The 24,521-nt window shown below is 63.7% G+C and carries 21 protein-coding genes and 1 rRNA gene; 16 read left to right on the top strand and 6 right to left on the bottom strand.

Annotated elements, in window-relative coordinates:
- Positions 1-10: 10 nt before the first annotated feature.
- Positions 11-123 (top strand): 5S ribosomal RNA (gene rrf / locus G3N94_RS14180).
- A gap of 98 nt (positions 124-221) precedes the next feature.
- Here the strand turns inward: rrf and G3N94_RS14185 are convergent.
- On the bottom strand, positions 222-1,094 hold the full coding sequence (locus tag G3N94_RS14185; protein ID WP_205793085.1) for a LysR family transcriptional regulator: 873 nt from the start codon (positions 1,092-1,094) through the stop codon (positions 222-224).
- A 230-nt stretch (positions 1,095-1,324) separates the two neighbouring features.
- On the opposite strand from G3N94_RS14185, the gene G3N94_RS14190 reads away from it, so the two are divergent.
- Complete coding sequence (locus G3N94_RS14190) at positions 1,325-2,026, top strand: glutathione S-transferase family protein (RefSeq protein WP_205793019.1); 702 nt, start codon at positions 1,325-1,327, stop codon at positions 2,024-2,026.
- A 214-nt stretch (positions 2,027-2,240) separates the two neighbouring features.
- On the opposite strand, the gene G3N94_RS14195 is transcribed toward G3N94_RS14190, so the two are convergent.
- Positions 2,241-3,494 carry an SMI1/KNR4 family protein gene (locus G3N94_RS14195; protein WP_205793020.1) on the bottom strand — a complete coding sequence of 418 codons (1,254 nt, stop codon included), beginning with the start codon at positions 3,492-3,494 and terminating at the stop codon, positions 2,241-2,243.
- A 296-nt stretch (positions 3,495-3,790) separates the two neighbouring features.
- Complete coding sequence (locus G3N94_RS43200) at positions 3,791-4,444, bottom strand: response regulator transcription factor (RefSeq protein ID WP_205793021.1); 654 nt, start codon at positions 4,442-4,444, stop codon at positions 3,791-3,793.
- Positions 4,445-4,808: 364 nt separating this feature from the next.
- On the opposite strand from G3N94_RS43200, the gene G3N94_RS14205 reads away from it, so the two are divergent.
- The 8 genes from G3N94_RS14205 to G3N94_RS14240 all read left to right on the top strand — a co-directional run bounded on the left by G3N94_RS14205 (position 4,809) and on the right by G3N94_RS14240 (position 12,937).
- On the top strand, positions 4,809-5,450 hold the full coding sequence (locus G3N94_RS14205) for a DUF1120 domain-containing protein (RefSeq protein WP_205793022.1): 642 nt from the start codon (positions 4,809-4,811) through the stop codon (positions 5,448-5,450).
- 292 nt (positions 5,451-5,742) lie between these two features.
- Positions 5,743-6,369 (top strand): DUF1120 domain-containing protein, encoded by a 627-nt coding sequence (locus G3N94_RS14210; RefSeq protein WP_205793023.1) that lies wholly within the window; start codon positions 5,743-5,745, stop codon positions 6,367-6,369.
- Positions 6,370-6,567: 198 nt separating this feature from the next.
- Complete coding sequence (locus G3N94_RS14215; RefSeq protein ID WP_205793025.1) at positions 6,568-7,209, top strand: DUF1120 domain-containing protein; 642 nt, start codon at positions 6,568-6,570, stop codon at positions 7,207-7,209.
- A 176-nt stretch (positions 7,210-7,385) separates the two neighbouring features.
- Entirely contained in the window at positions 7,386-8,039 is a 654-nt protein-coding gene (locus tag G3N94_RS14220) for a DUF1120 domain-containing protein (RefSeq protein ID WP_205793027.1), read from the top strand.
- Between the two features lie 169 nt (positions 8,040-8,208).
- Positions 8,209-8,841 carry a DUF1120 domain-containing protein gene (locus G3N94_RS14225; protein WP_205793028.1) on the top strand — a complete coding sequence of 211 codons (633 nt, stop codon included), beginning with the start codon at positions 8,209-8,211 and terminating at the stop codon, positions 8,839-8,841.
- 145 nt (positions 8,842-8,986) lie between these two features.
- Positions 8,987-9,775, top strand: coding sequence for a fimbria/pilus chaperone family protein (locus G3N94_RS14230; protein WP_205793029.1), 789 nt, complete (start codon positions 8,987-8,989; stop codon positions 9,773-9,775).
- Entirely contained in the window at positions 9,775-12,339 is a 2,565-nt protein-coding gene (locus tag G3N94_RS14235) for a fimbria/pilus outer membrane usher protein (protein WP_205793030.1), read from the top strand. The genes G3N94_RS14230 and G3N94_RS14235 overlap by 1 nt, the downstream gene beginning before the upstream one ends.
- Positions 12,317-12,937 carry a hypothetical protein gene (locus G3N94_RS14240; protein WP_205793031.1) on the top strand — a complete coding sequence of 207 codons (621 nt, stop codon included), beginning with the start codon at positions 12,317-12,319 and terminating at the stop codon, positions 12,935-12,937. The genes G3N94_RS14235 and G3N94_RS14240 overlap by 23 nt, the downstream gene beginning before the upstream one ends.
- A gap of 75 nt (positions 12,938-13,012) precedes the next feature.
- Here G3N94_RS14240 and G3N94_RS14245 read toward each other — a convergent pair whose 3' ends face one another.
- Positions 13,013-13,711, bottom strand: a complete 699-nt coding sequence (locus G3N94_RS14245; RefSeq protein ID WP_241021840.1) for a TetR/AcrR family transcriptional regulator — start codon at positions 13,709-13,711, stop codon at positions 13,013-13,015.
- Between the two features lie 366 nt (positions 13,712-14,077).
- On the opposite strand from G3N94_RS14245, the gene G3N94_RS14250 reads away from it, so the two are divergent.
- From G3N94_RS14250 to hydA, 5 genes are all read left to right on the top strand, one after another.
- Complete coding sequence (locus G3N94_RS14250; RefSeq protein WP_205793032.1) at positions 14,078-15,358, top strand: Zn-dependent hydrolase; 1,281 nt, start codon at positions 14,078-14,080, stop codon at positions 15,356-15,358.
- A gap of 144 nt (positions 15,359-15,502) precedes the next feature.
- Positions 15,503-16,840: an NAD(P)-dependent oxidoreductase gene (locus G3N94_RS14255; RefSeq protein WP_205793034.1), complete on the top strand. Its 1,338-nt coding sequence runs from the start codon at positions 15,503-15,505 to the stop codon at positions 16,838-16,840.
- A gap of 70 nt (positions 16,841-16,910) precedes the next feature.
- The gene (preA, locus tag G3N94_RS14260; RefSeq protein WP_205793036.1) at positions 16,911-18,218 is read left to right on the top strand and encodes an NAD-dependent dihydropyrimidine dehydrogenase subunit PreA; all 1,308 of its coding nucleotides are present in this window, start codon (positions 16,911-16,913) and stop codon (positions 18,216-18,218) included.
- 111 nt (positions 18,219-18,329) lie between these two features.
- A complete protein-coding gene (locus G3N94_RS14265) occupies positions 18,330-19,838 on the top strand; it encodes an NCS1 family nucleobase:cation symporter-1 (RefSeq protein ID WP_205793038.1) in 1,509 nt (502 codons plus the stop codon).
- 50 nt (positions 19,839-19,888) lie between these two features.
- On the top strand, positions 19,889-21,346 hold the full coding sequence (hydA, locus tag G3N94_RS14270) for a dihydropyrimidinase (RefSeq protein WP_205793040.1): 1,458 nt from the start codon (positions 19,889-19,891) through the stop codon (positions 21,344-21,346).
- An 18-nt stretch (positions 21,347-21,364) separates the two neighbouring features.
- Here the strand turns inward: hydA and G3N94_RS14275 are convergent, their stop codons facing one another.
- The gene (locus G3N94_RS14275) at positions 21,365-22,327 is read right to left on the bottom strand and encodes an SDR family NAD(P)-dependent oxidoreductase (protein WP_205793042.1); all 963 of its coding nucleotides are present in this window, start codon (positions 22,325-22,327) and stop codon (positions 21,365-21,367) included.
- Positions 22,328-22,459: 132 nt separating this feature from the next.
- Between G3N94_RS14275 and G3N94_RS14280 the strand changes: the two genes are divergently transcribed.
- Positions 22,460-23,377, top strand: coding sequence for an AraC family transcriptional regulator (locus G3N94_RS14280; RefSeq protein WP_205793044.1), 918 nt, complete (start codon positions 22,460-22,462; stop codon positions 23,375-23,377).
- A gap of 23 nt (positions 23,378-23,400) precedes the next feature.
- Here G3N94_RS14280 and G3N94_RS14285 read toward each other — a convergent pair whose 3' ends face one another.
- Positions 23,401-24,513 (bottom strand): hypothetical protein, encoded by a 1,113-nt coding sequence (locus G3N94_RS14285; RefSeq protein WP_205793046.1) that lies wholly within the window; start codon positions 24,511-24,513, stop codon positions 23,401-23,403.
- Positions 24,514-24,521: the final 8 nt, after the last annotated feature.

Genomic DNA, 24,521 nt, shown 5'->3' on the forward strand with positions numbered 1-24,521 from the left:
ACCCCTTTTGCCTGATGACCATAGCGAGTCGGTCCCACCCCTTCCCATCCCGAACAGGACCGTGAAACGACTCTACGCCGATGATAGTGCGGATTCCCGTGTGAAAGTAGGTAATCGTCAGGCTCCCCTAAGCCAGAAACCCCCGCCCGAAAGGCGGGGGTTTTTGCATTGGCGCGACGGAAAGGCGGGGGGCCACGCCGCTGCCCGGCGTCAGTACCGTCTCAGATCTTCAGCGTCATCGACAAGTACTTGAATACGGTCGAGACTCGCCGCAGATGCCGCGATTCCCGGTGCGTCAGCACCCACAGCTCGGTCTGGCAGTCGTGCAGGATATCGGTCAGTTGCACGAGATCGGATCGGCCGCGTGTCAGGAACGTAGGCAGGATGCCCACGCCCATGCCCAAGGCGACCAGTTCCATGACGGTCAGGATGCTGTTGACTTTGTAGTGCGGAACCACCTTCCGGAAATGACGTTTGCGCCAGATGACGGAAGGGTGGCCTGGAAGCGCGTCGTCCGGAGCGATCCAGCGCGCCTTGCCTGCCGTGACGTCTTCATAGCGTTGGACGACGTCGTACCGCTTCGACGCGAATAGTGCCACCTGGATCGGCCCGACATGCTTGCCTACGAGGTATTCCGGCGGCTGCTTGGTCGCGCGCACTGCGATGTCGGCATCCCGCCGGCCGAGATCGGCGATCTCATTGCCCGTGTGCAACTCGTACGTGAGCAACGGGTGAGTGGCTTCCAGTTGCTTCAGCGCAGGTGCGACCAGCCCGTGCAAGAGGGTGTCGGTGGTGGTGATGCGAACCGTGCCGCCAACCTGCTCGGGCATCTGCTGCGCAATCGAGCGGGCCGATTCGACCTGCACTTCCACCTGTTCCGCGTGTTCTGCCAGCGTCAGCGCGATTTCCTTCGCTCGATAGCCGGAGCGAGTCCGTTCGAATAGCTGCTGCTCCAGGCCACGCTCTATACGCCGAAGGTTGCGAAACACGGTCGAAGCGTCCACACCCAGTCGCTCACCGGCCTGGACCAGCGTCCCGGTGCGGGAGAGCGCCAAGATCGTTTCGAGGTCCGCGGCGTCTAGCTTGTACGGCATCGTCATGTCCCTCGCGCGTTGCGTTTTTGCATGCTCAAATTGTAATTGCGCGTATTTTGCAGGCGCAACTGCAATGCTAAATTCGGTGCCGATCTGCCAACTCTTGCAATAGGTACCCTTATGAATCAACCGATCCGGACCAGTGATATCGCTGTCACCTCTGGTGCGCCGGCGGTGCGGCGCAGCCCGCGGTTCGCACTTGGCGTGGCTTGAGATTGCGAGGCGACGACATGAGCTTCCCCGAATTCCACCTCGTCAGTCATGTGCTTTGCCCATATGTGCAGCGCGCGGTAATCGTGCTGACTGAAAAGGGCGTGCCGTTCGAACGCACGGACGTCGATCTGAGCAACAAGCCGGACTGGTTTCGCGGGATCTCGCCGCTCGGCAAGACTCCCGTCCTGCTCGTCGATGGCGCGGAAATCTTCGAATCGGCCGTGATCTGTGACTATCTCGATGAGACGCTCGAACCGCGTCTGCATCCCGATGCGCCGCTCGAACGCGCGCGGCACCGCGCCTGGGTTGAGTTTGGATCGGCGCTGCTGAACGCGATCTGGGGGTTCTACACGGCTGCGGACGAAACGGCTTTGACCGCAAAGGCCCGCGACATCCACGGGCGATTCGAGCAAATCGAAGGCTCGCTCGGCGCCGGCCCGTATTTTGGCGGAGCGCATTTCAGCATCGTGGACGCGGCATTTGGGCCGGTGTTCCGATATTTCGACGTGTTCGAGCAGATCGACGACTTCGGATTCTTCGCGCGCCTGCCCAAGGTTGCCGCGTGGCGGCAACGGCTCGCCGAACGCCCGTCCGTCCGCGCGGCGGTCCGGGCCGACTATCGGCATTTGCTGATGGACTTCCTGCTCAAGCGTGAGTCGGCTCTGTCAACGCGTATCCGCAATCAGGCGTCGTCCTCGCCGACGGGCAGTAAAGATTGAACGGAATCGCTTGAAGCTGCCAGCCTCGAACAGGGGCCGGCAGTTCTGCGGCAGTTCCCTTCAAGGCTACACAAGACAGGTTGGCCGGACGCACACCATCGACAGGCCACGCACACTTGGTCTTCATGCTGCTTCCGTTCCTGCCGCCAGCCCGCGCGTCCCGGGCACCTTACGGATCGGAAACGCATTTGCGTGGCACGCCTTGCACTGCGCGTTACAGCACGAATTCGCGAATGCGCTGTGCGTGAGCTTCCAGGCTCTCAAGGCCAAGATAGTGATGATGCTTGCCCGTGCGGACTTTCGCCGCATCGGCCACGAGCTTTTGCAGCAGCGCACCGCTTGCCGATGCATACGCAGAGGCGACGTCGACGCCATGCTCGGCCAGCGCCGCGCCGATGAGACGAGCGCTGTCGGATGCACCATACGCAACACACGACGCCATGACATCCGAATTCGGCTGAGCGCCGGCGTCGAGTAGCAACTCGATCAACGCGGGCGGTATTGCGCCCGACACCGACTCCAGCGAATCGGCTGCGACTGGACCACCAAGCTCGACCAGTGCCGCCGTCGCGTCATAGGCTTTTCGCCTAAGCCCATACTCGGTGGGAATCAAGCTGCCGACCAGCGGTTTGTCAAGATTTACGCCGGTAGACGCCAATTGTGTCACCAGCGCCGTGTCGTCATGATCGATCGCATAGCGCAGCGCCTTGCGCGCAAGCGCCGGCTGCGTAGCCAGCGTGCCGTTCGCGAGCGGTGTGCGCCAGTCGATCAACGCACGGCGGTAGAAGGCGATCAGCTTGTCGGCGAGAGGCTCGCTGATGCTGTCGCGATCCTTGCAGGCTTCGACGTAGTCGAGCAACGCTTCGCCCGTGCCGCTTTGGCCGTCAGGTTCCTGCGGATCGGCATCGAGCTGCAGCGCGCGAAAGGCCGCATGCAGATCGGTGGCGATGGTGGCGAGGCCGTCCTCGTGCAACCGGCCGCGCCACGCGGGTGGCAGTCCTTGCTTCCACGCCAGCACCTGGCCGCAATCGTCGGCCTCGGGGGCCGTCACGATGTAGACGCGATCGCAATACTCGAATCCGCCGAACGGCAGCACGTCAAGTTTGCCGGACCACGGTTCGCCACGCTCGTCGGCCGCCTCTTCTGCTAACTCGAGCTCGTGCGCGATCCATCCTTCCAGGTCCCGGTAGCCTTTACTGCCGTTGTAGAACAGCTCCGTCCAGCTGATCGCTTCCTGGTTGCCGTTCATCGGAAGCGTCAGGTCGTAATCGAGACTGCCTCCCGCCGTCAGTTGCCACAACTCGACGAGAGCGGGCGGGAGAGTGCCGTTGCAGGACGCTTGTACGGCGGCAACCTGGTCAGCGGGCATCGGCGGCTGCGCGTCGAAGATGACCCGGTTCGCGAACAGCACGATACCGTTGGCGCGCAATTGCGCAATTTCGTCGTCGGAAAAGTCGGTAGCTTGCATCGGAAGTGAGGTGTCAGGTTGACGGGGCGATTTCGCTTCCACGAATCGACAAATTAGCTGGGCTCATGCATTGTCGTCAACGTCCGGCAATTCATTCGCACGGGAGCCGTCACTGCATGGGCCGAACCGAGAAAGACGATCACCGTCTTTTGCAACGTCGGGCAATTTCCGTCATTTCCAGTCGGTTTCCATCGATTCATATATTTCGCATACCTATAGTTTGTCGCTCGGAGAAACCGTCCCGCACGCACGAATCACAAGTTGGCATGTCGGCCAATCGATCGATATGAAAAAAGTCAGGATGTCGCAATGCCATTGCGCTGCGCGACCTTCACGAGCTCGACCATATTCGGGGCATTGAGTTTGCTCATGAGACGTACCTTATAGGTACTCACCGTCTTGTGACTGAGCATCAGCGTATGCGCGATTTCCTGGTTGTTCATTCCCTTCACCAACAGGCCGAGGATCGTGATTTCGCGGTCGGTGAGCCCATCGAGTCCCGCGGCGGAGCCTTTGCCTTCGTTCGTCGCCACTTCCTGCAGGTTTTCGCGAAGCATGTCGGTGACCACTCGCGGGAAGTACGAATAGCCGGCGAGCAAGGCCTTTACGGCTTTGGACAGTTCATCCAGCCCGCCGTCCTTGCTGACAAAGCCGGACGCGCCGGCTTGCAGACAACGCATTGCATAGTTGCGCGTGTCGCCAGAGGTGAGCACCAGGATGCTGGAGTCCAGTTTGGCGCCGCGCAGGCGCTCCATGACCGAGAAGCCGTCCAGATCGGGAATGACCAGATCCAGCACTACCAGATCGGGCTTAAGAGTCCGGACGGCCTGGACGCCGTCGACCCCCGTACGGCACTCTGCGACGACTTCATAGCCGTCACGCTCCAAAATCACTCGCACTGCCATTCGAACCAGCGGATGGTCGTCCACGATCACAATACGAGGAATCACGGTCCCCTCTGCTTCATTGATCTTTTTTCGCCGAACACGTCATTCATAGCTTGGCAGTCCATTCTGTTTTCGGTTGAATCCGTTGCCGAAACGGTATCGGCGCCAATTTCCAAAAAGCCACCGTGCGTAGTACCGAGTGGTCGTTCGGGCAACTTTGTCGATCACCATACTCGAATGCGGATTGGCGGCGAATGGGCTGAGTGGCCCGTCAGATATTTCTCGACGAAAAACAGATTCTTCCGAATAGCCTGAACAGGCACTGGGCCGGCACACTTGTCGGCGTGGTGGCGCAATGGCTTGTCTGGCACCAGTCGCTTGGTGCGGGCCATCATTTTTTCGATTCATTTGTTATTGGAGCAAGGCGATGAAGAAAAAATTAGCAGGATTCGGGCTGGTTGCCGGTGTGTTGGTTGCTGCCGGTCATGCGCAGGCACAAACTGCGGAGATCAAGGTCACTGGCAGAATCGTGCCCGATGCGTGCCAATTCACGATCGGCAACGGCGGCGTCTATGATTTCGGCACCATCTCGTCGGACAAGCTCAATCAGGATGCCACGACGAAACTCGACGCCAAGACGCAGACCGTGGCCATCTCGTGCAATGCGGCTGCCAAGGTTGCGCTGAACGTGCGGGACAATCGCTCGGGTACGGCTGCAGGCGGCAAGGGCGACGACTACGAGTTCGGGTTGGGGGGCAAGGACAAGAAGAATCAAGCAGGCTACTACACGCTGGCTCTGACCCGTGCCGTCAGCGATGGTGCCACGTTGGACGTCCTGGCCGCTCCCGCCGGCTCCGACGCATGGGCTTTCGACGGCACGGGCGCGATGGCGAGCGGCCTCGCGCGCAAATCGTTTTCGGAATCGGGCAGCGTGGCGCCCGGGGCATACAAGAGCATCACGGCCAATCTGACCGTCACCCCGACGATCAACAAGTTGTCGGAGCTGGATCTTTCCAATGGCAGTGTCGATCTCGATGGCTCCGCGACTGTCGAACTGACCTATCTGTAAAAAACGTCCCGATTCGGCCGGAGCGTCGGCTGGCTGCGATGGCTGACGTTCGGCTCATGTTTTCGGAACGCTCGTTTCCAACAGGCGTCGGCGCGGTCTGCGCTCTCGAGCAGGGCACGCAGGGGAGCGATTCAAATCGTCGATGTTATGCGCACTGTCACGACTTAGAGGGTATGCCGATAGGCGGGCATGCGGTTCCGGGCTTCACGACGTTGGAGCTGAGCACCCGCCGACGTGCGTGCTGCCGCGATATGAGTTTGTCCATGCCGTTCAGAATGAGCGAGATATTTTTATGAGCTTGCAGAAGTTGTTGGTTCTTTCCGTGCTGGCGTGCACGTTGTCGAGCCCGGGCGCGACGTCGGCTGCCGACCTCAGCGTCAACGGGCATATCCGATCGGGCGGTGCTTGTAGCTTAACGCTGGGTAACGGCGGCGTCATCGACTTGGGCAATTTGTCGAACAATGACATTCATAAGAATGGCTCTTCTTTTTGGTACGACATGCCGTTGACGATCAACTGCCAGCACCCGACCAAGGTCGGGGTCGACACGATCGACAATCGCACCAGTACGAAGCCGCCCGAACTAACGAGCGCGGACCTTTTCGGTCTGGGCACTACCCTCGGTTATTACAGGGTCTTCAGTGTTCCTTTGGGCGGCTACGGCAATGCCGATGGGCAGCGCGCCTATGCGATTTGGCGGGATAAAGGCCAGACTACTTGGAGCGGTGGAGCGGATAACTGGGGTAAGTGGGGTTCCGATACAACCATGTCGTGGAAGGCGCAGGGCCCCACGTTGCCGGCGGCGTTCAAGACCCTGACGGACGTATTGAAGGTCCAGATCAATTTGAGGAAATCCATCGCGTCCACCGACGAACTCGAGATCGACGGTTCGGCGACTTTTGACCTCGTGTACCTGTAGTGCCGCGAGTCGTTGGAACCCCCGCTTCAAAGCGTCTGCGACCAAAAATCGGATTGTGTCGCTGCTGTTCACAGGGTTGTCGCGTGGTAGCGGCGTGGCGGCTGTCAACGTGCCGAGCGCCAGAGGACGTGTGAGGCCGAGTGTCGGCTGCCGCGATATGCGTTTGTCGATGCCACGCCGAATGAGCGAGATATTTCTATGAGCGTGAAGCAGTTGTGGGTTTTTTCCGCGCTGGCCTGCACATTGTCGAGCCCCGGCGCGACGTCGGCTGCCGACCTCAGCAGCGTCAACGGTCATATCCGAGCGGGCGGCGCTTGCGGCATAGCGCTGGGCAACGGTGGCGTCATAGACCTGGGCAATCTGTCGACCTCAGCCGTGAAACCTATTGCTGATCCAGTCCACATGTCGTTCACGATCGACTGCCCGCAGCCGACCAAGGTCGGGGTTCAGCTGATCGACAACTGCAACGGTACAGTGCCCTATGGCCACAGAGGATTCGGTTTGGGTAATCCTCTCATCGGCAGCTACCGCGTTGGCTCTAATGGGATGTGGGGCCCCCTAGCGGATGGCGGCAGAGTCCAGACGATTGAGCGACGGGAAGGCTCGACTACTTGGGAATTTCCTGATACTTGGGTGATTCAAGGTAGACCTGGTAGCACGACGATATGGACTGGCCGTGACTACACCACTTCGTGGGGCACACGAACTCCAGTCGAGCCGGTGGCGTTCAAGAAGCTGACGGACACGCTGCGGTTCGATATGAATTTCGTGCACGACATGGCGTTCACCGAGGAACTCGAGATCGACGGTTCGTTGACTTTGGATTTTGTATACCTGTAACGCACGGGCGTCGTTGGATCCTCTCCATTTCAAAGAGTCAGCGATGAGAAATCGGAGTGTGTCGCTGCTGTTCACGGGGGTGTCGCGTGGTAGCGGCGTGGCAGCTGTCAACGTGCCGAGTGTCGGCTCCGCGACACGCGGTTGTCCATGCCGTTCCGAATAAGCGAGAAATTGTTATGAGCTTGCAGAAGTTGTTGGTTCTTTCCGCGCTGGTCTGCAGTTTGTCGATCCCGAGCGTGACGTCGGCTGCCGACCTCAGCGTCAACGGTCATATCCGAGCGCACGGCGCTTGCAGCATAACGCTCGGCAACGGCGGCATTATCGACTTTGGCAATCTGTCGCGCACGGATATCGTCGCGAATTCGTCGACACATTTTGAGGTTGATGAGAATATGCCGCTGACCATTAATTGCCAGCAGCCGACCAAGGTCGGGGTTAACCTGATCGACAACCGCGAAGGTACCGTGCCCGATGGCCATACAGGATTCGGTTTGGGTAATCCTCTCATCGGCAGCTACCGTGTTGGCTCTCACACAACGTGGGGCCCCCTAGCGGATGGCGGCAGGGTCGAGACGATTGAGCGACGGGAAGGCTCGACTACTTGGAGGCATCCTTATGTTTGGTCGATTGAAGGTCGCCCTCAGGGCATGGTGAGATGGACTGGTCGTGACTACACCACTTCGTGGGGCACACGAACGCCGGTTGAGCCGGTGGCGTTCAAGAAGCTGACGGACGTGCTGTGGTTCGGTTTGAGTTTCGTGCACGACATGGCGTTCACCGACGAACTCGAAATCGACGGCTCGTTGACTTTGGATTTTGTATACCTGTAGCGCACGTGCATCGTTGGCCCCCCGTTTCAAAGAGTCCGCGATGAGAAATCGGATCGTGTGCTGTTCACGGGGTTGTCGCGTTGCAGCGGTGTGGCGACTGTCAACGTGCCGAGCGTCGCCCGCGCGATATGCGTTTGTCCATGCCATTCAGAATGAGCGAGATATTGTCATGAACTTGCAGAAGATGTTTGTTCTTTCCGCGCTGGCCAGCAGTTTGTCGATCCCGGGCGCGACGTCGGCTGCCGACCTCAGCGTCAACGGTCATATCCGAGCGGACGGCGCTTGCAGCATAGCGCTGGGCAACGGCGGCGTTGTCGACCTGGGCAATGTGTCGCGCAATGATCTCCCTAACGCTGGCAAGTACTACTCTTACATTGAACGCGACATGCCGTTGACGATCAACTGCCAGCATCCGACCAAGGTCGGAGTCGAGGTGATCGACAATCGCGATGGTACGCAACCGCCCGGAACGCGTGCGCTCGGTCTGGGCAATCCTGCAGTCGGCTTCTACACCATTCGCGGTTCTCTAACTGTGGGCGTTGCCGAGGTCGATGGTAAGCACGCCAACACGATCTGGCGCAGTAAAGACGGAAGTACTTGGGACGGGAAGACTGGCTATTACGGCGGCTGGTACCCCGGCTATACCACTTCATGGGACGTGGATGGGCCGCAGAGGGAGCCGGTGGCGTTCAAGACACTGTCGGACACGTTGCAGGTCGTGGCCGCATTCCGGCCCGACATCGCGTTCACCGACGAGCTTGCGATCGACGGTTCCGTCACACTGGAACTGCGCTACCTGTAACGCCAAGTCGTCGCAAGCATCGCGCTTGGCGGCGACCGCCGGACCGACACGGCGATCGATCCCGCCGCTCCCTCGAATTTCTCCGCCCTCTCGGACGTAAGGGCCAATCTTATTCTTAAAATCCATTTAAGTCGTACTACTAATTATGATTAGCCGTGCCCTGCGTTTCCCGTCATGGTCTGTTTCCCGCGTTCAGCCTGTTTCTTCGCGCCGGCGCGCATTAGCAAAGGCCATCCTGACGACCGGACTCCCGATATGCCTGGGCATCCCGGCCGCCGTTTCACAGGCCTCCGGCGTGTTGCCCGAATCGTCCGTGGTGATCCTGAACGAAGCAGATGGCGAAACCACCATGAACGTGAAGAACACGGAGTCGATTCCGCTGCTTCTGCATACGACCATACAGAACACGCCGGAAGACCAGGAATTGCTGGTCGTGGCGGTGCCGCCGGTGAGCCGGGTGGAAGGTCAGGATACGCAACTGGTGCGTTTTCTTCTGCAGAGCCCGGCGCCGCTTCAGGTGCAGCGACTCAAGCGCGTGACGTTCGAGGGCATTCCGCCCAAAGGCCCGGACGGAAAGGCGCGGATCAGCATGACGATCCGCCAGAACCTCCCGCTGATCGTGCATCCCGCCAAGCTCGCGAAGCACACCTCGCCATGGACGCTGCTGCAGTGGTCGGTGGCGGACGGCAAATTGCGCGTCCGCAACGACAGCCCGTACGTGGTGCGTCTGGGGCAAGGCGTGCAACTCCTGCCGGACAAGACCGCCGTGGATCTGGGCAAAACCTACGTACTGCCCGACAGCACCGTCGAAGTCCCGTTGCCGCCGGAGGCCGGTACACGGGCAACCAGTGTCAGGCTATCGCCCGCGACGATATACGGCTACGAGGTCGACACCTACGACGCTCCGCTCGTCGACGCCGCGACGCAACCGTAATGCGTGTCGACCGTGCGTCGCGCAGATTACGGCGCCAGTGCGAATCGAGCGTGTACTGCAGCGGGACGGCCGCGTCGCTGTTGTTGCTGCTGGCCGGCGCCTATTCGCCACGGGCACACGCGCAGGTGGCCGCGCCGCCCGACACGTCGTCCGCCGCGCAAACGACGGCCGATTCGGCCGCTGCCGATGCGGCCTTCGATACGAGCATCCTGCAGCAGCGCGGGCTCGATCCGCAGATTGCCGACTATTTTCGCGCCGCGCCGCGTTATCGGCCCGGCCGCAGCCGTGTCGTCGTCTATGTCAACGACATTCGGCGCGGGCGGATCAATACGCGGTTCGACGACGACGGCGCACTGTGCTTCGACCGCGCTTTTCTGGATGCGGCCGGACTGGTGGTGCCCGACGCGAAGTACGCGATGCCCGGCGATTCCGGCCCCGACACCTGCTACGACTTCGCGCGGGCTTTCCCGGGCACGGACGTGACGCTCAAGCCGGGGCGGGAAGAAGTGCGGCTGGTCGTACCGACCGCGGCGTTTCGTCAGGCACTAGCGGACTTTTCCGGCTACAGCCGGGGCGGCAACGCGGCGCTGCTCAACTACGACCTGATGACCATGCGCAGCGAGGCGAGCGGCATGCCGGGCTCGACCTTCCTGTCGCTCAACTCCGAACTCGGCGTGAACGCCGGCGACTGGATCCTGCGCAGCCGCGCCTACTCGCAAAGTCAGGATCACTCAGGGTTTCAAAGTCGACACCTCTATGCCTACGGCCAGCGAACCTGGCTGCGCTTGGGCGCCACGGTGCAGGGCGGACAGATAAACATCGCCAACTCGGTGCTGACCGGCGCACCGCTGACCGGCATCCAGATATTTCCCGATTCGGCGCTGAGCAGGCAGGAACGCAACATCGTCATGGTCGAAGGCGTCGCGCAATCGCAGGCTCGCGTCGAGGTGCGCCAGGCGGGCGGGTTGATCTATACCACCGTCGTGCCGGTCGGCCCGTTCGCGCTCACCGACCTGCCGCTTCTCAACAACAGCAGCGACCTGGAGGTGACCGTCATCGAATCCAACGGCGCGCGGCGCAGCTTTGTGGTGCCCGCCGCGTCGCTCAGTGCGGGGGCGCTCGGGCAGCGGCCGGGCTATGCGTTCGCATTCGGCAAGAGTCGCAATCTCGACGGCAACAAGGCCCGCAATCCGTGGGTGGCGAGCGCGAGCGGAAACTGGACGCTCGGTAAGCGCGGCAACTTTGGCGCCGCCGCGCTGTTCGCTCCCGGCTACCAGGCTGGCAGTTGGGGCGTGGATATGCGCGTGTCGCGCTCGAGCAGCGTCAAGCTGCAGCAGCGCGTATCGCTGGAGGCCGGCAAGTCGGGCACGGAGATCGAGGTCTCGGGCATTTTCGGCGGCCTGCACGAGAACCTGAGCATGAGCTTCAGCAGTGCGTACCAGAGCAACGGCTATCGTACGCTGGACGACTTCACCGTGGATGTCGGCCGGGCCGGGTTCGCTGCATCGCGCTATCGGAGCCGGCATACCGCGGCGCTGGCCTGGTCCGATTCCAGGCTGGGCGGTTTGACCTTCGGTTACTCATTCTCCAATCAGCAGAACGGGGAGCGTACCCAGCGGCTGAACCTTTCCTGGGGAAAGAGCTTCGCGTTCGGCACCATGTCGCTGAACGTGGAGCGTGATCTCAGCCCCCGCCGGGAGGGCAGACTTTACGGTAGCAGTGCGTATGACAGGCCAGGCAACACCTATTACGTGTCGTTGAGCATCCCGTTCGGCAAACGCAGTGTCCGCACCTACGCGAGCAATACGAGCGGCTATACGCGATTCGGCACCAGCTACAGTGAGCGGATCGGCGATCACCTGAATTACTCGGTGAACGTGGACCGCAACACGCGCGACCGGAGCAACGCCGTGGCGGGTCAAATGGCCGCGACGCCGCGCATTGCGCAAGTCAACCTGGGGTTTTCCGACACCGGCAAGCGAGCTCGATCGTATTACGGCGGGGCCTCGGGCGGCATGGTGCTGCACGCCAACGGAGTGACGCTTTCGCCGTATCCGGTGCAGGACACGTTCGGTATCGTGTCGGCGTCGGGCGTATCGAACGTGAAAATCAACACCCCGCAGGGGCCGGTATGGACCGACCCCTGGGGGCGTGCCGTGGTGTCCCGGCTTTCCGCGTACAGCAGCAATCGCGTGGAGGTGATGACGAGTACGTTGCCGCGCAACGTCGACATCGGCAACGGCTTCCAGCAGGTCGACCCCGGGCGCGGGTCGGTGAACCGGATCGACTTCGAACTCACCCGCGTGCGCCGGGTGCTGCTCAACGCTCGCGACTCCGACGGCAATCCGCTGCCCCCCGGCGCCTATGTGCTGGATAGTCGTCAGCGGTATGTCGGCACGGTGCTCGAGCAGGGGCAGGTGTTTCTCAACAACGGCGCCGCGAACGACGCGTTGTCGGTGGCTTTGCCGGACGGCAGGCAATGCCTGTTGCAGTATGTGCTGCCCGAGCGCGCGGGTTCCGGCACGCTGTTCGAAAGCGCCGATGCCCGATGCACACTTCAATGAGACCCTGGCTTCGAGAGACGATATGTTGCGACAACCGAAGTGTATCCGCCGGTGGGCGTGGACAATGTGCGCGGGCTTGAGCCTGAGCGGGGCTGTGCTGGCGGCGGACAATTGCCAGGTGCATGCCGGGCATGCGCAGCTGGACTACGGTGTTCAGTACCGGCAGAGCATTCTGGGGCAGCCCGCATCGGCGCTGGGATACTCGTTGGGAAAGCGCGTGGTTTCCGTGAGCGTCGTCTGCAAGACGCCAGTGCGCATGGCGATTTTCCTGCGCGGCGATGCGCTGAACGAGCGCGCGTTCCGGTTTGGTCCGCAGGGCGTTCTTTCCGTGGTGGCCGGCGATGCGAATCTGGATGGCAGGTCCGTTGCATTGGGCCATGTGGAACATGCCGGCCAGCAACCGTCGGAGCAGGCCGGCAAAGTCAGCCTGCATCCAGGCACAGGCATCGTGACGCTGGAGCAAGGCGTGCCGGCGACGGGCAGCCGGTTGGCCTTGCAACTGGAGCTGAATCCCGTGATTCCACGCACCTCGATCGAAGTCCTCAACAACGAATCCGACTGGTCCAGTAGCCACTTCATCGAGCTGGTTCCGTTCTGAAGGTAACCGGGCCTCGGGGATACCTGTGTCTGCGGAGCGATGAGCGAGGCAGCGGCGCGGTACACGCCGGAGTTTTCATGCCGATCGTTTTGCCTTTGGCGACACCGCGCCGCACGCGCGAATCACGAGTTGTACGACCTGCTCGGTCTTCTCGTCGAACGCCTTCTGCGTGAGCGCGCGCTTGCCGCTCAGCGCGCGGACCTGCGCATCGAAATCCGCATAGTGCTGTGTCGTCGCCCAGATCAGATACATCAGCGCATGCGCGTCGATCGGCGCGAGCAGCCCGCGCGCGATCCAGCCGTCGAGTACCTTCACGCGCGTATCGAACCACGGCTTCACGCGTTCCGACAGGATGTCCTGCATGTGCCCGGCACCGTGGATGATCTCGTTGGCCCAGACCTTCGAGCCGAGCGGGCGCCGCCGCGACAGCGCCATCTTCGCGCGCACGTAGCTGCCGATCGCTTCGACCGGATCGTCGTCGGCCTCGAACGAGCCGGCCGCGCGATGCCAGTCCTCGAACAGGTCGTCGAGCACGCGGCGGTACAGCGCGAGCTTGGTCGGGAAGTAGTAATGCAGGTTCGCTTTCGGCAGGCCGGCGCGCTCCGCGATCATCGCGGTGCTCGCGCCGTCGAGCCCGCGTTCCGCGAACACGGCCTCCGCACAGGCCAGCAGGTGTGCTTCGTTGGACTCGCGGATGTGCGCCTTGCGTCGCCGCATAGGCGCGGGCGCGTCGTCGCTTTCGGTCGCTTCGGCTGCCGCTTCGTCATCTCTCATCGTTACCCTCGCGCGGCGCGCATGCCGCGTTGGGCTTCATTCTAGCCGCACGTTTGCATCGAGCGCACGCATCGCCGACATCCCGTGTCCGCGCGATGCTGCGATGCGGTGGCACGTTTCTCGCTCTGTCGATTCCCATAAGAAAGACATTGATTTGGTGATTTTGATCGTCTAAAACCTGTCCAATCGGACAGGATTCGACGCGTGGCGAAAGACGATGGAAACCGGTCCGGCGATCGGCCGGACGAATCGCGCGAACGATGCGGACATGCACCACGCAGGTGCGGCGCTCGCCCGCCAAGCAGCCGAACATGCACCGGCACAGACCGGGCTGACGTCATAACCGACCCCACGGGAGCGATACGAATGGATGCAGTATCGGAAGCAGTGAAGCGGGCAACTGTCGATCCGTCGATCAAGGTCGACGGCAAGCGTTTGTGGGACAGCCTGATGGAGGTGGCGAAGATCGGCGCAACGCCGAAAGGCGGCGTCTGCCGCCTCGCGCTGACCGATCTCGACAAGGCCGGCCGCGACCTGATCGTCGGCTGGGCGAAGGCGGCCGGCTGCACGGTGACGGTCGATACGATGGGCAACGTGTTCATGCGCCGCGCGGGCCGCGTGCCCGACGCGGCGCCCGTCGTCACGGGCTCGCACGCGGATTCGCAGCCGACGGGCGGCCGCTTTGACGGCATCTACGGCGTGCTCGGCGGCCTCGAAGTGATCCGCAGCCTGAACGATCACGGGATCGAGACCGAACACCCGGTCGAGGTCGTGATCTGGACCAACGAGGAAGGCTCGCGCTTCGCGCCTGCGATGGTGGCATCGGGCGTGTTCGCCGGCGTGTTTTCGCTCGAGTACGGTCTATCGCGCAAGGACATCGACGGCAAGACGATCGGCGAGGAACTCGCGCGCATCGGCTATGCGGGCGACGTGCCGTGCGGCGGGCGGCCGCTGCACGCGGCGTTCGAACTGCATATCGAGCAGGGGCCGATTCTCGAAGCGGAGCAGAAGACGATCGGCGTCGTCACCGATGCACAGGGGCAGCGCTGGTATGAAATCACGCTGACCGGACAGGAAGCGCACGCGGGCCCGACGCCGATGCCGCGTCGGCGCGATGCGTTGCTCGGCGCGTCGCGCGTGGTCGAACTCGTGAACCGGATCGGCCTTGATCACGCACCGCTCGCATGCGCGACGGTGGGCATGATGCAGGTCCATCCGAACTCACGGAATGTGATTCCCGGGCGTGTGTTCTTTACCGTCGACTTTCGGCATCCTGACGATGCCGTGCTTGCGCAGATGGACGCCGAACTGCGCGACGGCGTGGCGCGCATCGCGGCCGGCATCCGCCTCGATACGCAGCTCGAGCAGATCTTCTACTACAAGCCGGTCGCGTTCGACGCCGACTGCGTGAAGTCCGTGCGCGCGGCGGCCGAACGGTTCGGCTATACGCATCGCGACATGGTGTCGGGTGCGGGCCACGATGCGTGCTATCTCGCGCAGGTTGCGCCGACGTCGATGGTGTTCGTCCCCTGCGTCGATGGCATCAGTCACAACGAGATCGAGGACGCGACACCCGAATGGATCGAGGCAGGCGCGAACGTGCTGCTGCACGCGATGCTGTCGCGCGCGTGCGAAGCCGTTTCATGACGACACGACCGATGCAACCGACACAACCATAGCCGGCATTCCCGTTATCGACTGACCGCAGCGTTCATAAAACACGCCGTCCCGGCTCCGCATCCGCGCAGCCGGCAGGCACGGCTTTGTCCTCACACTGACGAAGGAACGTGTATGGCCACCCAGAAAACCGGCGACATCGCCGCGCATCGCCTGTCGTCCACGCAACTCTCGTGCGAATTCGCCGACATCGCGCCACTGCTCGATCCGACCGCCGCAGCGGCCGCGGCGAACCGCTGCCACTACTGCTACGACGCGCCGTGCGTGCAGGCCTGCCCGACGCAGATCGACATCCCGGGCTTTATCCGCAAGATCGGCAACGGCAACCTGAAGGGTGCGGCGACGGACATCCTGTCCGCGAACCCGCTCGGTGGCATGTGCGCGCGTGTTTGCCCGACCGAGATCCTGTGCGAAGGCGCGTGCGTGCGCAATCACCAGGACGCGCAGCCCGTCGCGATCGGCGCGCTGCAGCGGCATGCGACCGACTGGGCGATGGCATCGGGCGCCGTATCGTTCCGGCGGGCGCCCGATACGGGGCGTCACGTCGCGGTGGTCGGTGCGGGACCGGCCGGGCTCGCGTGCGCGCATCGGCTCGCGCTCGCGGGCCATCGCGTGACGGTGTTCGATGCGCGCGCGAAGGCCGGCGGACTCAACGAGTATGGAATCGCCGCCTACAAGACCGTCGACGATTTTGCGCAGCGCGAGGTCGACTGGCTGTTGTCGGTCGGCGGCATCGAGTTGAAGACCAATATCGCGGTCGGGCGCGACGTGACGCTCGATGCGTTGCGTCAGCAGCACGACGCGGTGTTCGTCGCGATCGGCCTCGGCGGCGTCCGCGAACTCGCAGTCGACGGCGAGGGCCTCGTCGGCGTGATGAATGCGGTCGACTTCATCGAACAGGTGCGGCAGGCTGATGCGCTCGAGCAGGTGCCGGTCGGGCGCCGTGTGGTCGTGATCGGTGGCGGCAATACGGCAGTCGACGCGGCCGTGCAAAGCCGCAAGCTCGGCGCGGCGCGCGTCACGATGGTGTATCGGCGCGGCGTCGAATCGATGAGCGCGACCTGGGCGGAACGCGAATTCGCGCAGAAGAACGGCGTCACGCTCGTCACGCACGCGAAGCCGGTGCGCCTGTTCGGCCACGACGGACAGGTGACGGGTGTGGAATTCGAGGCTGCGTCGAGCGAGTGCTTCACGGTCGACGCGGACATGGTGCTGAAGGCGATCGGCCAGACGCTCGTGCCGGTCGGTATTGCGCGCGAACTGCTGACACTCGACGGAGGCCGGATCGCGGTCGACGCGAACGGACAGACCACGTTGCCGGACGTCTGGGCGGGCGGCGATTGCGCGGCGACGGCCGGTGTCGACCTGACGGTCCAGGCGGTGCAGGACGGCAAGGTCGCGGCCGCGTCGATCGGCGCCGCGCTCGCACGGCGCGCCGCGCGGGCGGCCTGACCAGGCACCGCGCGCGTGTGCCGCACGCATCACCGATCACGACAACGACCCCACTCTCACGGAGCCGAATATGGCCGACCTTCGCTGCACCATCGCGGGCATCACTTCGCCGAACCCCTTCTGGCTCGCGTCCGCGCCACCGACCGACAAAGCCTACAACGTGAACCGCGCGTTCGAAGCGGGCTGGGGCGGCGTGGTCTGGAAGACGCTCGGGCTCGATCCGCACGTCGTCAACGTCAGTTCGCGCTACGGCGCGGTTCAGTGGAACGGGCAACGCATCGCGGGGCTGAACAACATCGAGCTGATCACCGACCGTCCGCTCGACGTGAACCTGCGCGAGATCGCGCAGGTGAAGCGCGACTGGCCGGACCGCGCACTGATCGTATCGTTGATGGTGCCGTGCAACGAACGCGACTGGAAATGGATCCTGCCACTCGTCGAGGACACGGGCGCGGACGCGGTCGAACTCAATTTCGGGTGTCCGCACGGGATGAGCGAGCGCGGGATGGGCGCGGCGGTCGGGCAGGTGCCGGAATACGTCGAGATGGTCACGCGCTGGGTGAAGGAAGGCACGAAGCTGCCGTGTCTCGTGAAGCTGACGCCGAACATCAGCGACATCCGGATGGGTTCGCGCGCCGCATACAAGGGCGGGGCGGACGGCGTGTCGTTGATCAACACGATCAACTCGATCGTCGCGGTCGACCTCGACCTGATGGCGCCGCTGCCGACGGTCGACGGCAAAGGCACGCATGGCGGCTACTGCGGCCCGGCGGTCAAGCCGATCGCGCTGAACATGGTCGCGGAAATCGCGCGCGACCCGCAGACGCCGAACCTGCCGATCTCCGGCATCGGCGGCATATCGACGTGGCGCGATGCGGCGGAATTCATCGTGCTCGGCGCAGGCAGCGTGCAGGTGTGCACGGCGGCGATGCATTACGGTTTCCGGATCGTGTCGGATCTCGCCGACGGGCTGTCGAACTGGATGGACGAGAAAGGCTATGCGACGCTTGACGACGTGCGCGGCCGCGCGGTGCCGAACGTCACCGACTGGAAGTACTTGAACCTGAACTACGACATCAAGGCGCGCATCGACCAGGATCGCTGCATCAAGTGCGGGCTGTGCCACATCGCGTGCGAGGACACGTCGCACCAGGCGATCACGCGCGAGAAGGACGGCATGCGCCACTTCGAGGTGATCGACGCCGAATGCGTCGGGTGTAATTTATGCATGCATGTCTGTCCGGTCGAGCAATGCATCACGATGGAGCGTGTCGACGCGGGCGGTTATGCGAACTGGACCACGCATCCGAACAATCCGGCGCGCGTCGATGCAGGCGCGAGCGCGGCGGAGCCCGGGAAGCACGCAAAGGCCGCTTGACCGGCGTCCGGCACACTCCGGCGGCAAGCGCCGGGGCGCGCCGTTTCAGATCCCTTCGGCCCGGTGTCGCGCGACGCGGCACCGGTGCGGATGTTTCCGTGGAGTGCCTTGATGAAGCTGACAGCGACCCCTGCTGACCCTGATGGCGCAGCCGCGCATGGCGGCAGTCTCTACAACGACGACCTTGCGCCGACGACGGCCGCGCAACGCACGTGGAAGTGGTATCACTTCGCGGCGCTATGGGTCGGGATGGTGATGAACATCGCGTCGTACATGCTTGCGGCCGGCCTGACCGAGGAGGGCATGTCGCCATGGCAGGCGGTGCTGACCGTGCTGCTCGGCAACCTGATCGTGCTCGTGCCGATGCTGCTGATCGGTCACGCGGGCGCGAAGCACGGCATTCCGTACGCGGTGCTCGTGCGTTCGTCGTTCGGCACGCAGGGCGCGAAGCTGCCGGCGCTGCTGCGCGCGATCGTCGCGTGCGGCTGGTACGGCATCCAGACCTGGCTCGGCGGCAGTGCGATCTACACGCTGCTCAACATCCTGACGGGCAATGCATTGCATGGCGCCGCGCTGCCGTTCGTCGGCATCTCGGGCGCGCAGCTTGCGTGCTTCCTGGTGTTCTGGGCGCTGCAGCTCTACTTCATCCTGCACGGCACCGACTCGATCCGCTGGCTCGAAAGCTGGTCGGCGCCGATCAAGGTCGTGATGTGCGTCGCGCTCGTCTGGTGGGCGACGTCGAAGGCGGGCGGGTTCGGCTCGATGCTGTCGGCACCGTCGCAGTTTGCGGCGGGCGGCAAGAAGGAAGGGCTGTTCTGGGCGACGTTCTGGCCTGGCCTGACCGCGATGGTCGGCTTCTGGGCGACGCTCGCGCTCAACATTCCCGATTTCACGCGCTTCGCGCATTCGCAGCGCGACCAGATGATCGGGCAATCGGTCGGGCTGCCGGTGCCGATGGCACTGCTGTCGGTGGTGTCGGTGGTCGTGACGTCGGCGACCGTCGTGATCTACGGCAAGGCGATCTGGGATCCGATCGACCTGACGAGCCGGATGACCGGAATCGGCGTGGGCATCGCGCTCGTGATCCTGACGCTCGACACGATGTGCTGCAACCTCGCCGCGAATCTTGTCGGTCCTGCTTACGATTTCTCGAGCCTGTGGCCGAAGCGGATCTCGTATCGCGCGGGCGGCCTGATCACTGCGACGATCGCGATCGTGATGATGCCGTGGAAGATCCTCGCGACCACCGAAGGCTACATCTTCACGTGGCTGGTCGGGTACTCGGCGCTGCTCGGGCCGGTCGCGGGCATCCTGATGGTGGACTACTTCCTGATCCGCGGCACGCAGCTCGATGCGCGCGCGCTGTTCGACGAGAACGGCCGCTTCAGCTACACGCGCGGCTGGAATCCCGCGGCACTGGTCGCGCTCGCGGTCGGCGTGCTGCCCAACCTGCCGGGCTTCCTGCATACCGCATTTCCCGCGTCGTTTCCGAACGTGCCTGCGTTTTTCAACACGCTCTACACGTACGCGTGGTTCGTCGGCCTCGTGCTGGCATCGGCCGTGTACGGAGCGTGGATGAAGTGGCGCGCCGGGCAAGGCGCACAGGTCGCGAGCGCCTGAACGGCGGCGCGCGTGGTTCGAACACAGACAGTCAACGAGGAGGCAGCAACATGGCAACCCTGATACGCGGTGGTACCGTCGTCGATGCAGACCGCACCTGGCGTGCGGACGTGCTGTGCGCCGATCCGCAGGACGGCGGCACGATCCTGCAGATCGCCGACACGATCGAAGCGCCCGCAGGCACGTCGGTCGTCGACGCGCACGGGCAATACGTGATGCCGGGCGGCATCGATCCGCATACGCACATGGAACTGCCGTTCATGGGCACGACGGCGAGCGACGACTTTTACACGGGCACCGCGGCCGGGCTCGCGGGCGGCACGACGAGCATCATCGACTTCGTGATTCCGAGCCCGAAGCAGCCGCTGATGGACGCGTTCCGCGAATGGCGCGGCTGGGCGGAAAAGGCGGCGGCCGACTACGGCTTTCATGTCGCGGTGACGTGGTGGGACGAAACCGTGCATCGCGACATGGGCACGCTCGTGCACGATCATGGCGTGTCGAGCTTCAAGCATTTCATGGCGTACAAGAACGCGATCATGGCGGACGACGAGATCCTCGTGAACAGCTTCTCGCGCTCGCTCGAGCTCGGCGCGCTACCGACCGTGCATGCGGAAAATGGCGAGCTCGTGTTCCGCCTGCAGCAGGCGTTGCTCGCGCGCGGGATGACGGGGCCGGAGGCGCATCCGCTGTCGCGCCCGCCGGAGGTCGAAGGCGAGGCCGCGAATCGCGCGATCCGCATCGCACAGGTGCTCGGCGTGCCGGTCTACATCGTGCACGTATCGGCAAAGGACGCGGTGGACGCGATCGCGCGTGCGCGCAACGAGGGGCTGCGCGTGTTCGGCGAGGTGCTGCCCGGGCATCTCGTGATCGACGAGGCCGTGTATCGGGACCCCGACTGGACCCGCGCGGCCGCGCATGTGATGAGCCCGCCGTTCCGCTCGGCCGAGCATCGCGAAGCGTTGTGGCGCGGGCTGCAGTCCGGCCAGCTGCATACGACCGCGACCGACCATTGCGTGTTCTGCGCGTCGCAGAAGGCGATGGGCCGCGACGATTTCACGAAGATCCCGAACGGCTGCGGTGGCGTCGAGGACCGGATGTCGGTGCTGTGGCATCACGGTGTGAATCACGGCCGCATCACGCCGAACGAGTTCGTGAGGATCACGTCGACGAACGCCGCGCAGATCTTCAACCTCTATCCGCGCAAGGGCGCGGTGCAGGTCGGCGCGGATGCCGATTTGGTGGTCTGGGATCCGGCCGCGACGAAGACGATCTCGGTGAACACGCACCATCAGAAGGTCGACTTCAACGTGTTCGAAGGGATGACGGTGCGGGGTGTCGCGACGCATACGCTGACGCGCGGTGCGCTGGCCTGGGCCGATGGCGACCTGCGCGCGGTGCGCGGCGCGGGGCGGTACCTGAAGCGGCCGCCGAATGCCGCGTACTATGAGGCGGTGCGGGTCGCGAACCGGCTCAGGGAGCCGCATCCGGTCGAGCGCAACGGGTGAACGGGTTGTGCGCCCGCGTCAGTTGTGCTGTGCGAATGCGTCGGCTCCCGTCAACCGCGCGGACAGCCGCCAGAGCCGTGCCGCCTGTTCCGGATCGATTGCATGCGGGCGCACGCCTGCTTCCTCATCGCCTGTCGTGATCGGCGCGACATCGCAATCCTCGCAGTACAGGCCACCAAGTCCATCAAGCCGGGGCGACGTCGCTGCCCATACCTGGGTCGCGGCGCCTTGCTCCGGCGTCTTGAAGGTCGGATCAATCGGCGTCCCGTGCTCGTCCACCCAGCCTTGTGCCATCATCTCTTCGCGCGTCAAGTGGCGCTGCAGCGGCGTCGCGATCTTGCCGGGATGCAGCGAGAACGCCCGTACGCCGTGCGGCGCGCCGAGTGCATCGAGGTGAACGGCGAACAGCGCATTCGCGGTTTTCGACTGCCCGTACGCGAGCCACTTGTCGTAGCCGTCCGCGAACTGCACGTCGTCCCAGCGGATCGGGGACAGACGGTGCCCGAGCGACGACACCGCGACCACGCGCGCGCCGTCGCCGTGCGCGAGTACCGGCCATAGCCAGTTGACGAGCGCGTAGTGCCCGAGATGGTTGATCGCGAACTGTGCTTCCCATCCGGAACCGATGCGCATCTCGGGACAGGCCATCACACCCGCGCTGTTGATCACGATGCGCACCGCGCGATTCGCGTCGACGAAGCGCGCGGCGAATGCGCGAACGCTCGCGAGGTCCGCGAGATCGAGCTCGGCGATCTCGACGCCGTCGATATCTCGCGTCGCGTTGTGCGCGGCGTCGGGCTGGCGCGCGCCCACGATAACCCGCGCGCCGGCCGCGGCGAGCGCGCGCGTTGTCTCGAGCCCGAGGCCCGAATGGCCGCCTGTCACGATCGCGGTGGCGCCCGCCAGGTCGATGCCGGCGAGTACGTCGCGCGCCGTGGAGGCCGCACCGAATCCGGAGGAAAGGGGAATCTGCTGGTTCATTGTTTGGGCTCCTTGCAGAGGTGACGAACGTCGGAATGGTCGGGTTGGCAGCCTTCTCATTTTCGGCAAGCAGAATCAGACTGTGAATGTCCTAAAATCCGGAAAACCATCGAGATCGTCCGGGGTGTGCGAATGGATCCGTTGTCTGAAGTGTTGTCACTGCTGGAAACGCGCAGCTCGTACTTCACCGGCCTGCGTGCCGGCGGCGACTGGGCGATTGACATCCCGCCGCCCGACGGCATCAAGTTCAATGCGGTGGTCGACGGCAGTTGCTGGCTCGCGGTCGACGGCGCCGGTCCGCCGGCACGGCTGGAGGCCGGCGACTGCTTCCTGCTCGCCGCACCACGCCGATTTGTGCTGGCGAGTGATCTTGCGGTGCCGCCGGTCGCGGCAACCGATGTCTATCGCGAGATGCAGGATGGCATCGCCCGTTATGGCGCGCCGGAGAATTGCTTTCTCGTTGGTGGCCGCTTCACATTCGAGGACAACGCGCATCTGCTGCTCGGTAGCCTGCCTCCGGTCGTGATCGTGAGCGGTCGCTCGGAGCCGGCGACAGTGCTGCGCTGGGCGCTGCAGCGGCTCGCGTCCGAATTCGGTGCGCCGTCTCTTGGCGCGTCGCTCATGGTGCGCCACCTCGCGCACATGATGCTCGTGCAGATCCTGCGCGTTCATGCCGAGACGCACGCGCACAACGAGACCGGCTGGCTCGCCGCGTTCACGGACTCGCGTATCGCAACGGGGATTACGGCGATTCACGCGGAACCCGCGCGGCGGTGGACCGTCGATGATCTCGCCGCGCGTTGCAATGTGTCGCGTTCGACGTTTGCAGCACGCTTCAAGCAACGGATGGGCTTCGGCCCGCTCGAATATGTGCTGCGCTGGCGCATGCAACTCGCGATGCGTGCGCTACGGCAATCGGATGCGGCGGTATCGGCAGTCGCGCAGTCGCTCGGCTACGATTCCGATAGCGCGTTCAGTCATGCATTCAAACGGATCGTTGGCTGTTCACCTCGGGAATTTCGAGCCAGCGCGGCGATGTCGGGAGGCTGAAATCCATACGCGCCGGCAACCCATCACCTGCTGGCCAACGCTTTCGCGCCTGTCGTTGGCAGGACGTCGAAGCGCATCAGCCTGCCGCCGGTTCCTGCGTCACCCGGTGACACCGCGACATAGAGACGATTGCGGGCAGGCACCAGAATGGCCGTCTTGGCCCCCTTGGCCGTCGGCACGCGCGCAATTTCCTCGTAATGGTCGCGATCCTTCTGCTGGATCACGCTCAGATAGTCGTCGCCGGCCAGGTAAATGCGCTGGTTCTGTTCGTCGAAGATCACCTCGTTCGTGCGCTGGGGCGCGTCGAACGACGCGATCATGTTGCCGTTCGCAGCGTCGAGCACCAGCAGCTTGAACGGCTTGCGCGTGCCGACGAACAGGCGCTGATGCGTCTCGTCGAAGGCCATCGGCGCATTCAGCTCCGCGCCATGGATCGGCCAGTTCGCCATCACCTGGCGCGTTGCCTTGTCGACAACGGCGAGGGTGCTCTTGCCGGTCACATTGACGAACAGGCGATGTCCGTGTTGCTCGACCGCCATCGCCTCGGTGAAGTCGGTGTCGAACGTCACGTCGCCAATATGGCCGCTCGTGCGCGGATCGACTTCCGAGACGATCGTCCGCGTCATCTTCGGCTCGGCGTTCTTGCCGCCCGTCACGATGTACATATGGCGGCGCGACGGGTCGTAGCGCATCGAATCCGCACCGGCAGTGAGCGGGATCGAGCCGATGATGCGATAGCTCGCGCCGTCGACGATACGCGTCATCCCGGCGCCACTGTCGGTGACGATCAGGCGGTTCAGGTCCGGCAGGTACAGGATCGCATGGGGCTGGTCGAAGCCCTTGACCGTGCGCAGATGCCTGCCGCTGCCGAGGTCGAACACTTCGAGCGTCGCGCCGTCTTCGCCGGCAAGGAACAGCCGCCCGCCGGTGACATCGGCCGCGAAGTGGTCGAAATCGCCCTTGTAGTCCGGCAGCGCGGTGCTGCCGACCAGCCGCAGCGGCGCGCTCGCGGCGCCGGCGGGCTCGGCGGTCTCGGCGGCGGGCGTCGCTGCGTGCGCGATGTGCGGCAGCGTCGTGCCCAGGACCGCGGCCACGAGCGCCGTCAGCGGCACGAGCGCGGAAATTCGCAAACGCATGGTCAGAC

The organism is Burkholderia sp. Ac-20353 (genome assembly GCF_017104785.1).
Lineage (GTDB): Bacteria > Pseudomonadota > Gammaproteobacteria > Burkholderiales > Burkholderiaceae > Burkholderia.

Coding starts and splice junctions, on each gene's coding strand:
- G3N94_RS14285 (WP_205793046.1), bottom strand. CDS start 24,513: ATGCGTTTGCGAATTTCCGCGCTCGTGCCGCTGACGGCGCTCGTGGCC.
- G3N94_RS14190 (WP_205793019.1), top strand. CDS start 1,325: ATGAGCTTCCCCGAATTCCACCTCGTCAGTCATGTGCTTTGCCCATAT.
- G3N94_RS14250 (WP_205793032.1), top strand. CDS start 14,078: ATGGATGCAGTATCGGAAGCAGTGAAGCGGGCAACTGTCGATCCGTCG.
- G3N94_RS14265 (WP_205793038.1), top strand. CDS start 18,330: ATGAAGCTGACAGCGACCCCTGCTGACCCTGATGGCGCAGCCGCGCAT.
- hydA (WP_205793040.1), top strand. CDS start 19,889: ATGGCAACCCTGATACGCGGTGGTACCGTCGTCGATGCAGACCGCACC.
- G3N94_RS14235 (WP_205793030.1), top strand. CDS start 9,775: ATGCGTGTCGACCGTGCGTCGCGCAGATTACGGCGCCAGTGCGAATCG.
- G3N94_RS14245 (WP_241021840.1), bottom strand. CDS start 13,711: ATGAGAGATGACGAAGCGGCAGCCGAAGCGACCGAAAGCGACGACGCG.
- G3N94_RS14275 (WP_205793042.1), bottom strand. CDS start 22,327: ATGAACCAGCAGATTCCCCTTTCCTCCGGATTCGGTGCGGCCTCCACG.
- G3N94_RS14225 (WP_205793028.1), top strand. CDS start 8,209: ATGAACTTGCAGAAGATGTTTGTTCTTTCCGCGCTGGCCAGCAGTTTG.
- G3N94_RS14195 (WP_205793020.1), bottom strand. CDS start 3,494: ATGCAAGCTACCGACTTTTCCGACGACGAAATTGCGCAATTGCGCGCC.
- G3N94_RS14185 (WP_205793085.1), bottom strand. CDS start 1,094: ATGCCGTACAAGCTAGACGCCGCGGACCTCGAAACGATCTTGGCGCTC.
- G3N94_RS14210 (WP_205793023.1), top strand. CDS start 5,743: ATGAGCTTGCAGAAGTTGTTGGTTCTTTCCGTGCTGGCGTGCACGTTG.
- G3N94_RS14205 (WP_205793022.1), top strand. CDS start 4,809: ATGAAGAAAAAATTAGCAGGATTCGGGCTGGTTGCCGGTGTGTTGGTT.
- preA (WP_205793036.1), top strand. CDS start 16,911: ATGGCCGACCTTCGCTGCACCATCGCGGGCATCACTTCGCCGAACCCC.
- G3N94_RS14240 (WP_205793031.1), top strand. CDS start 12,317: ATGCCCGATGCACACTTCAATGAGACCCTGGCTTCGAGAGACGATATG.
- G3N94_RS14215 (WP_205793025.1), top strand. CDS start 6,568: ATGAGCGTGAAGCAGTTGTGGGTTTTTTCCGCGCTGGCCTGCACATTG.
- G3N94_RS14230 (WP_205793029.1), top strand. CDS start 8,987: ATGATTAGCCGTGCCCTGCGTTTCCCGTCATGGTCTGTTTCCCGCGTT.
- G3N94_RS14280 (WP_205793044.1), top strand. CDS start 22,460: ATGGATCCGTTGTCTGAAGTGTTGTCACTGCTGGAAACGCGCAGCTCG.
- G3N94_RS14220 (WP_205793027.1), top strand. CDS start 7,386: ATGAGCTTGCAGAAGTTGTTGGTTCTTTCCGCGCTGGTCTGCAGTTTG.
- G3N94_RS14255 (WP_205793034.1), top strand. CDS start 15,503: ATGGCCACCCAGAAAACCGGCGACATCGCCGCGCATCGCCTGTCGTCC.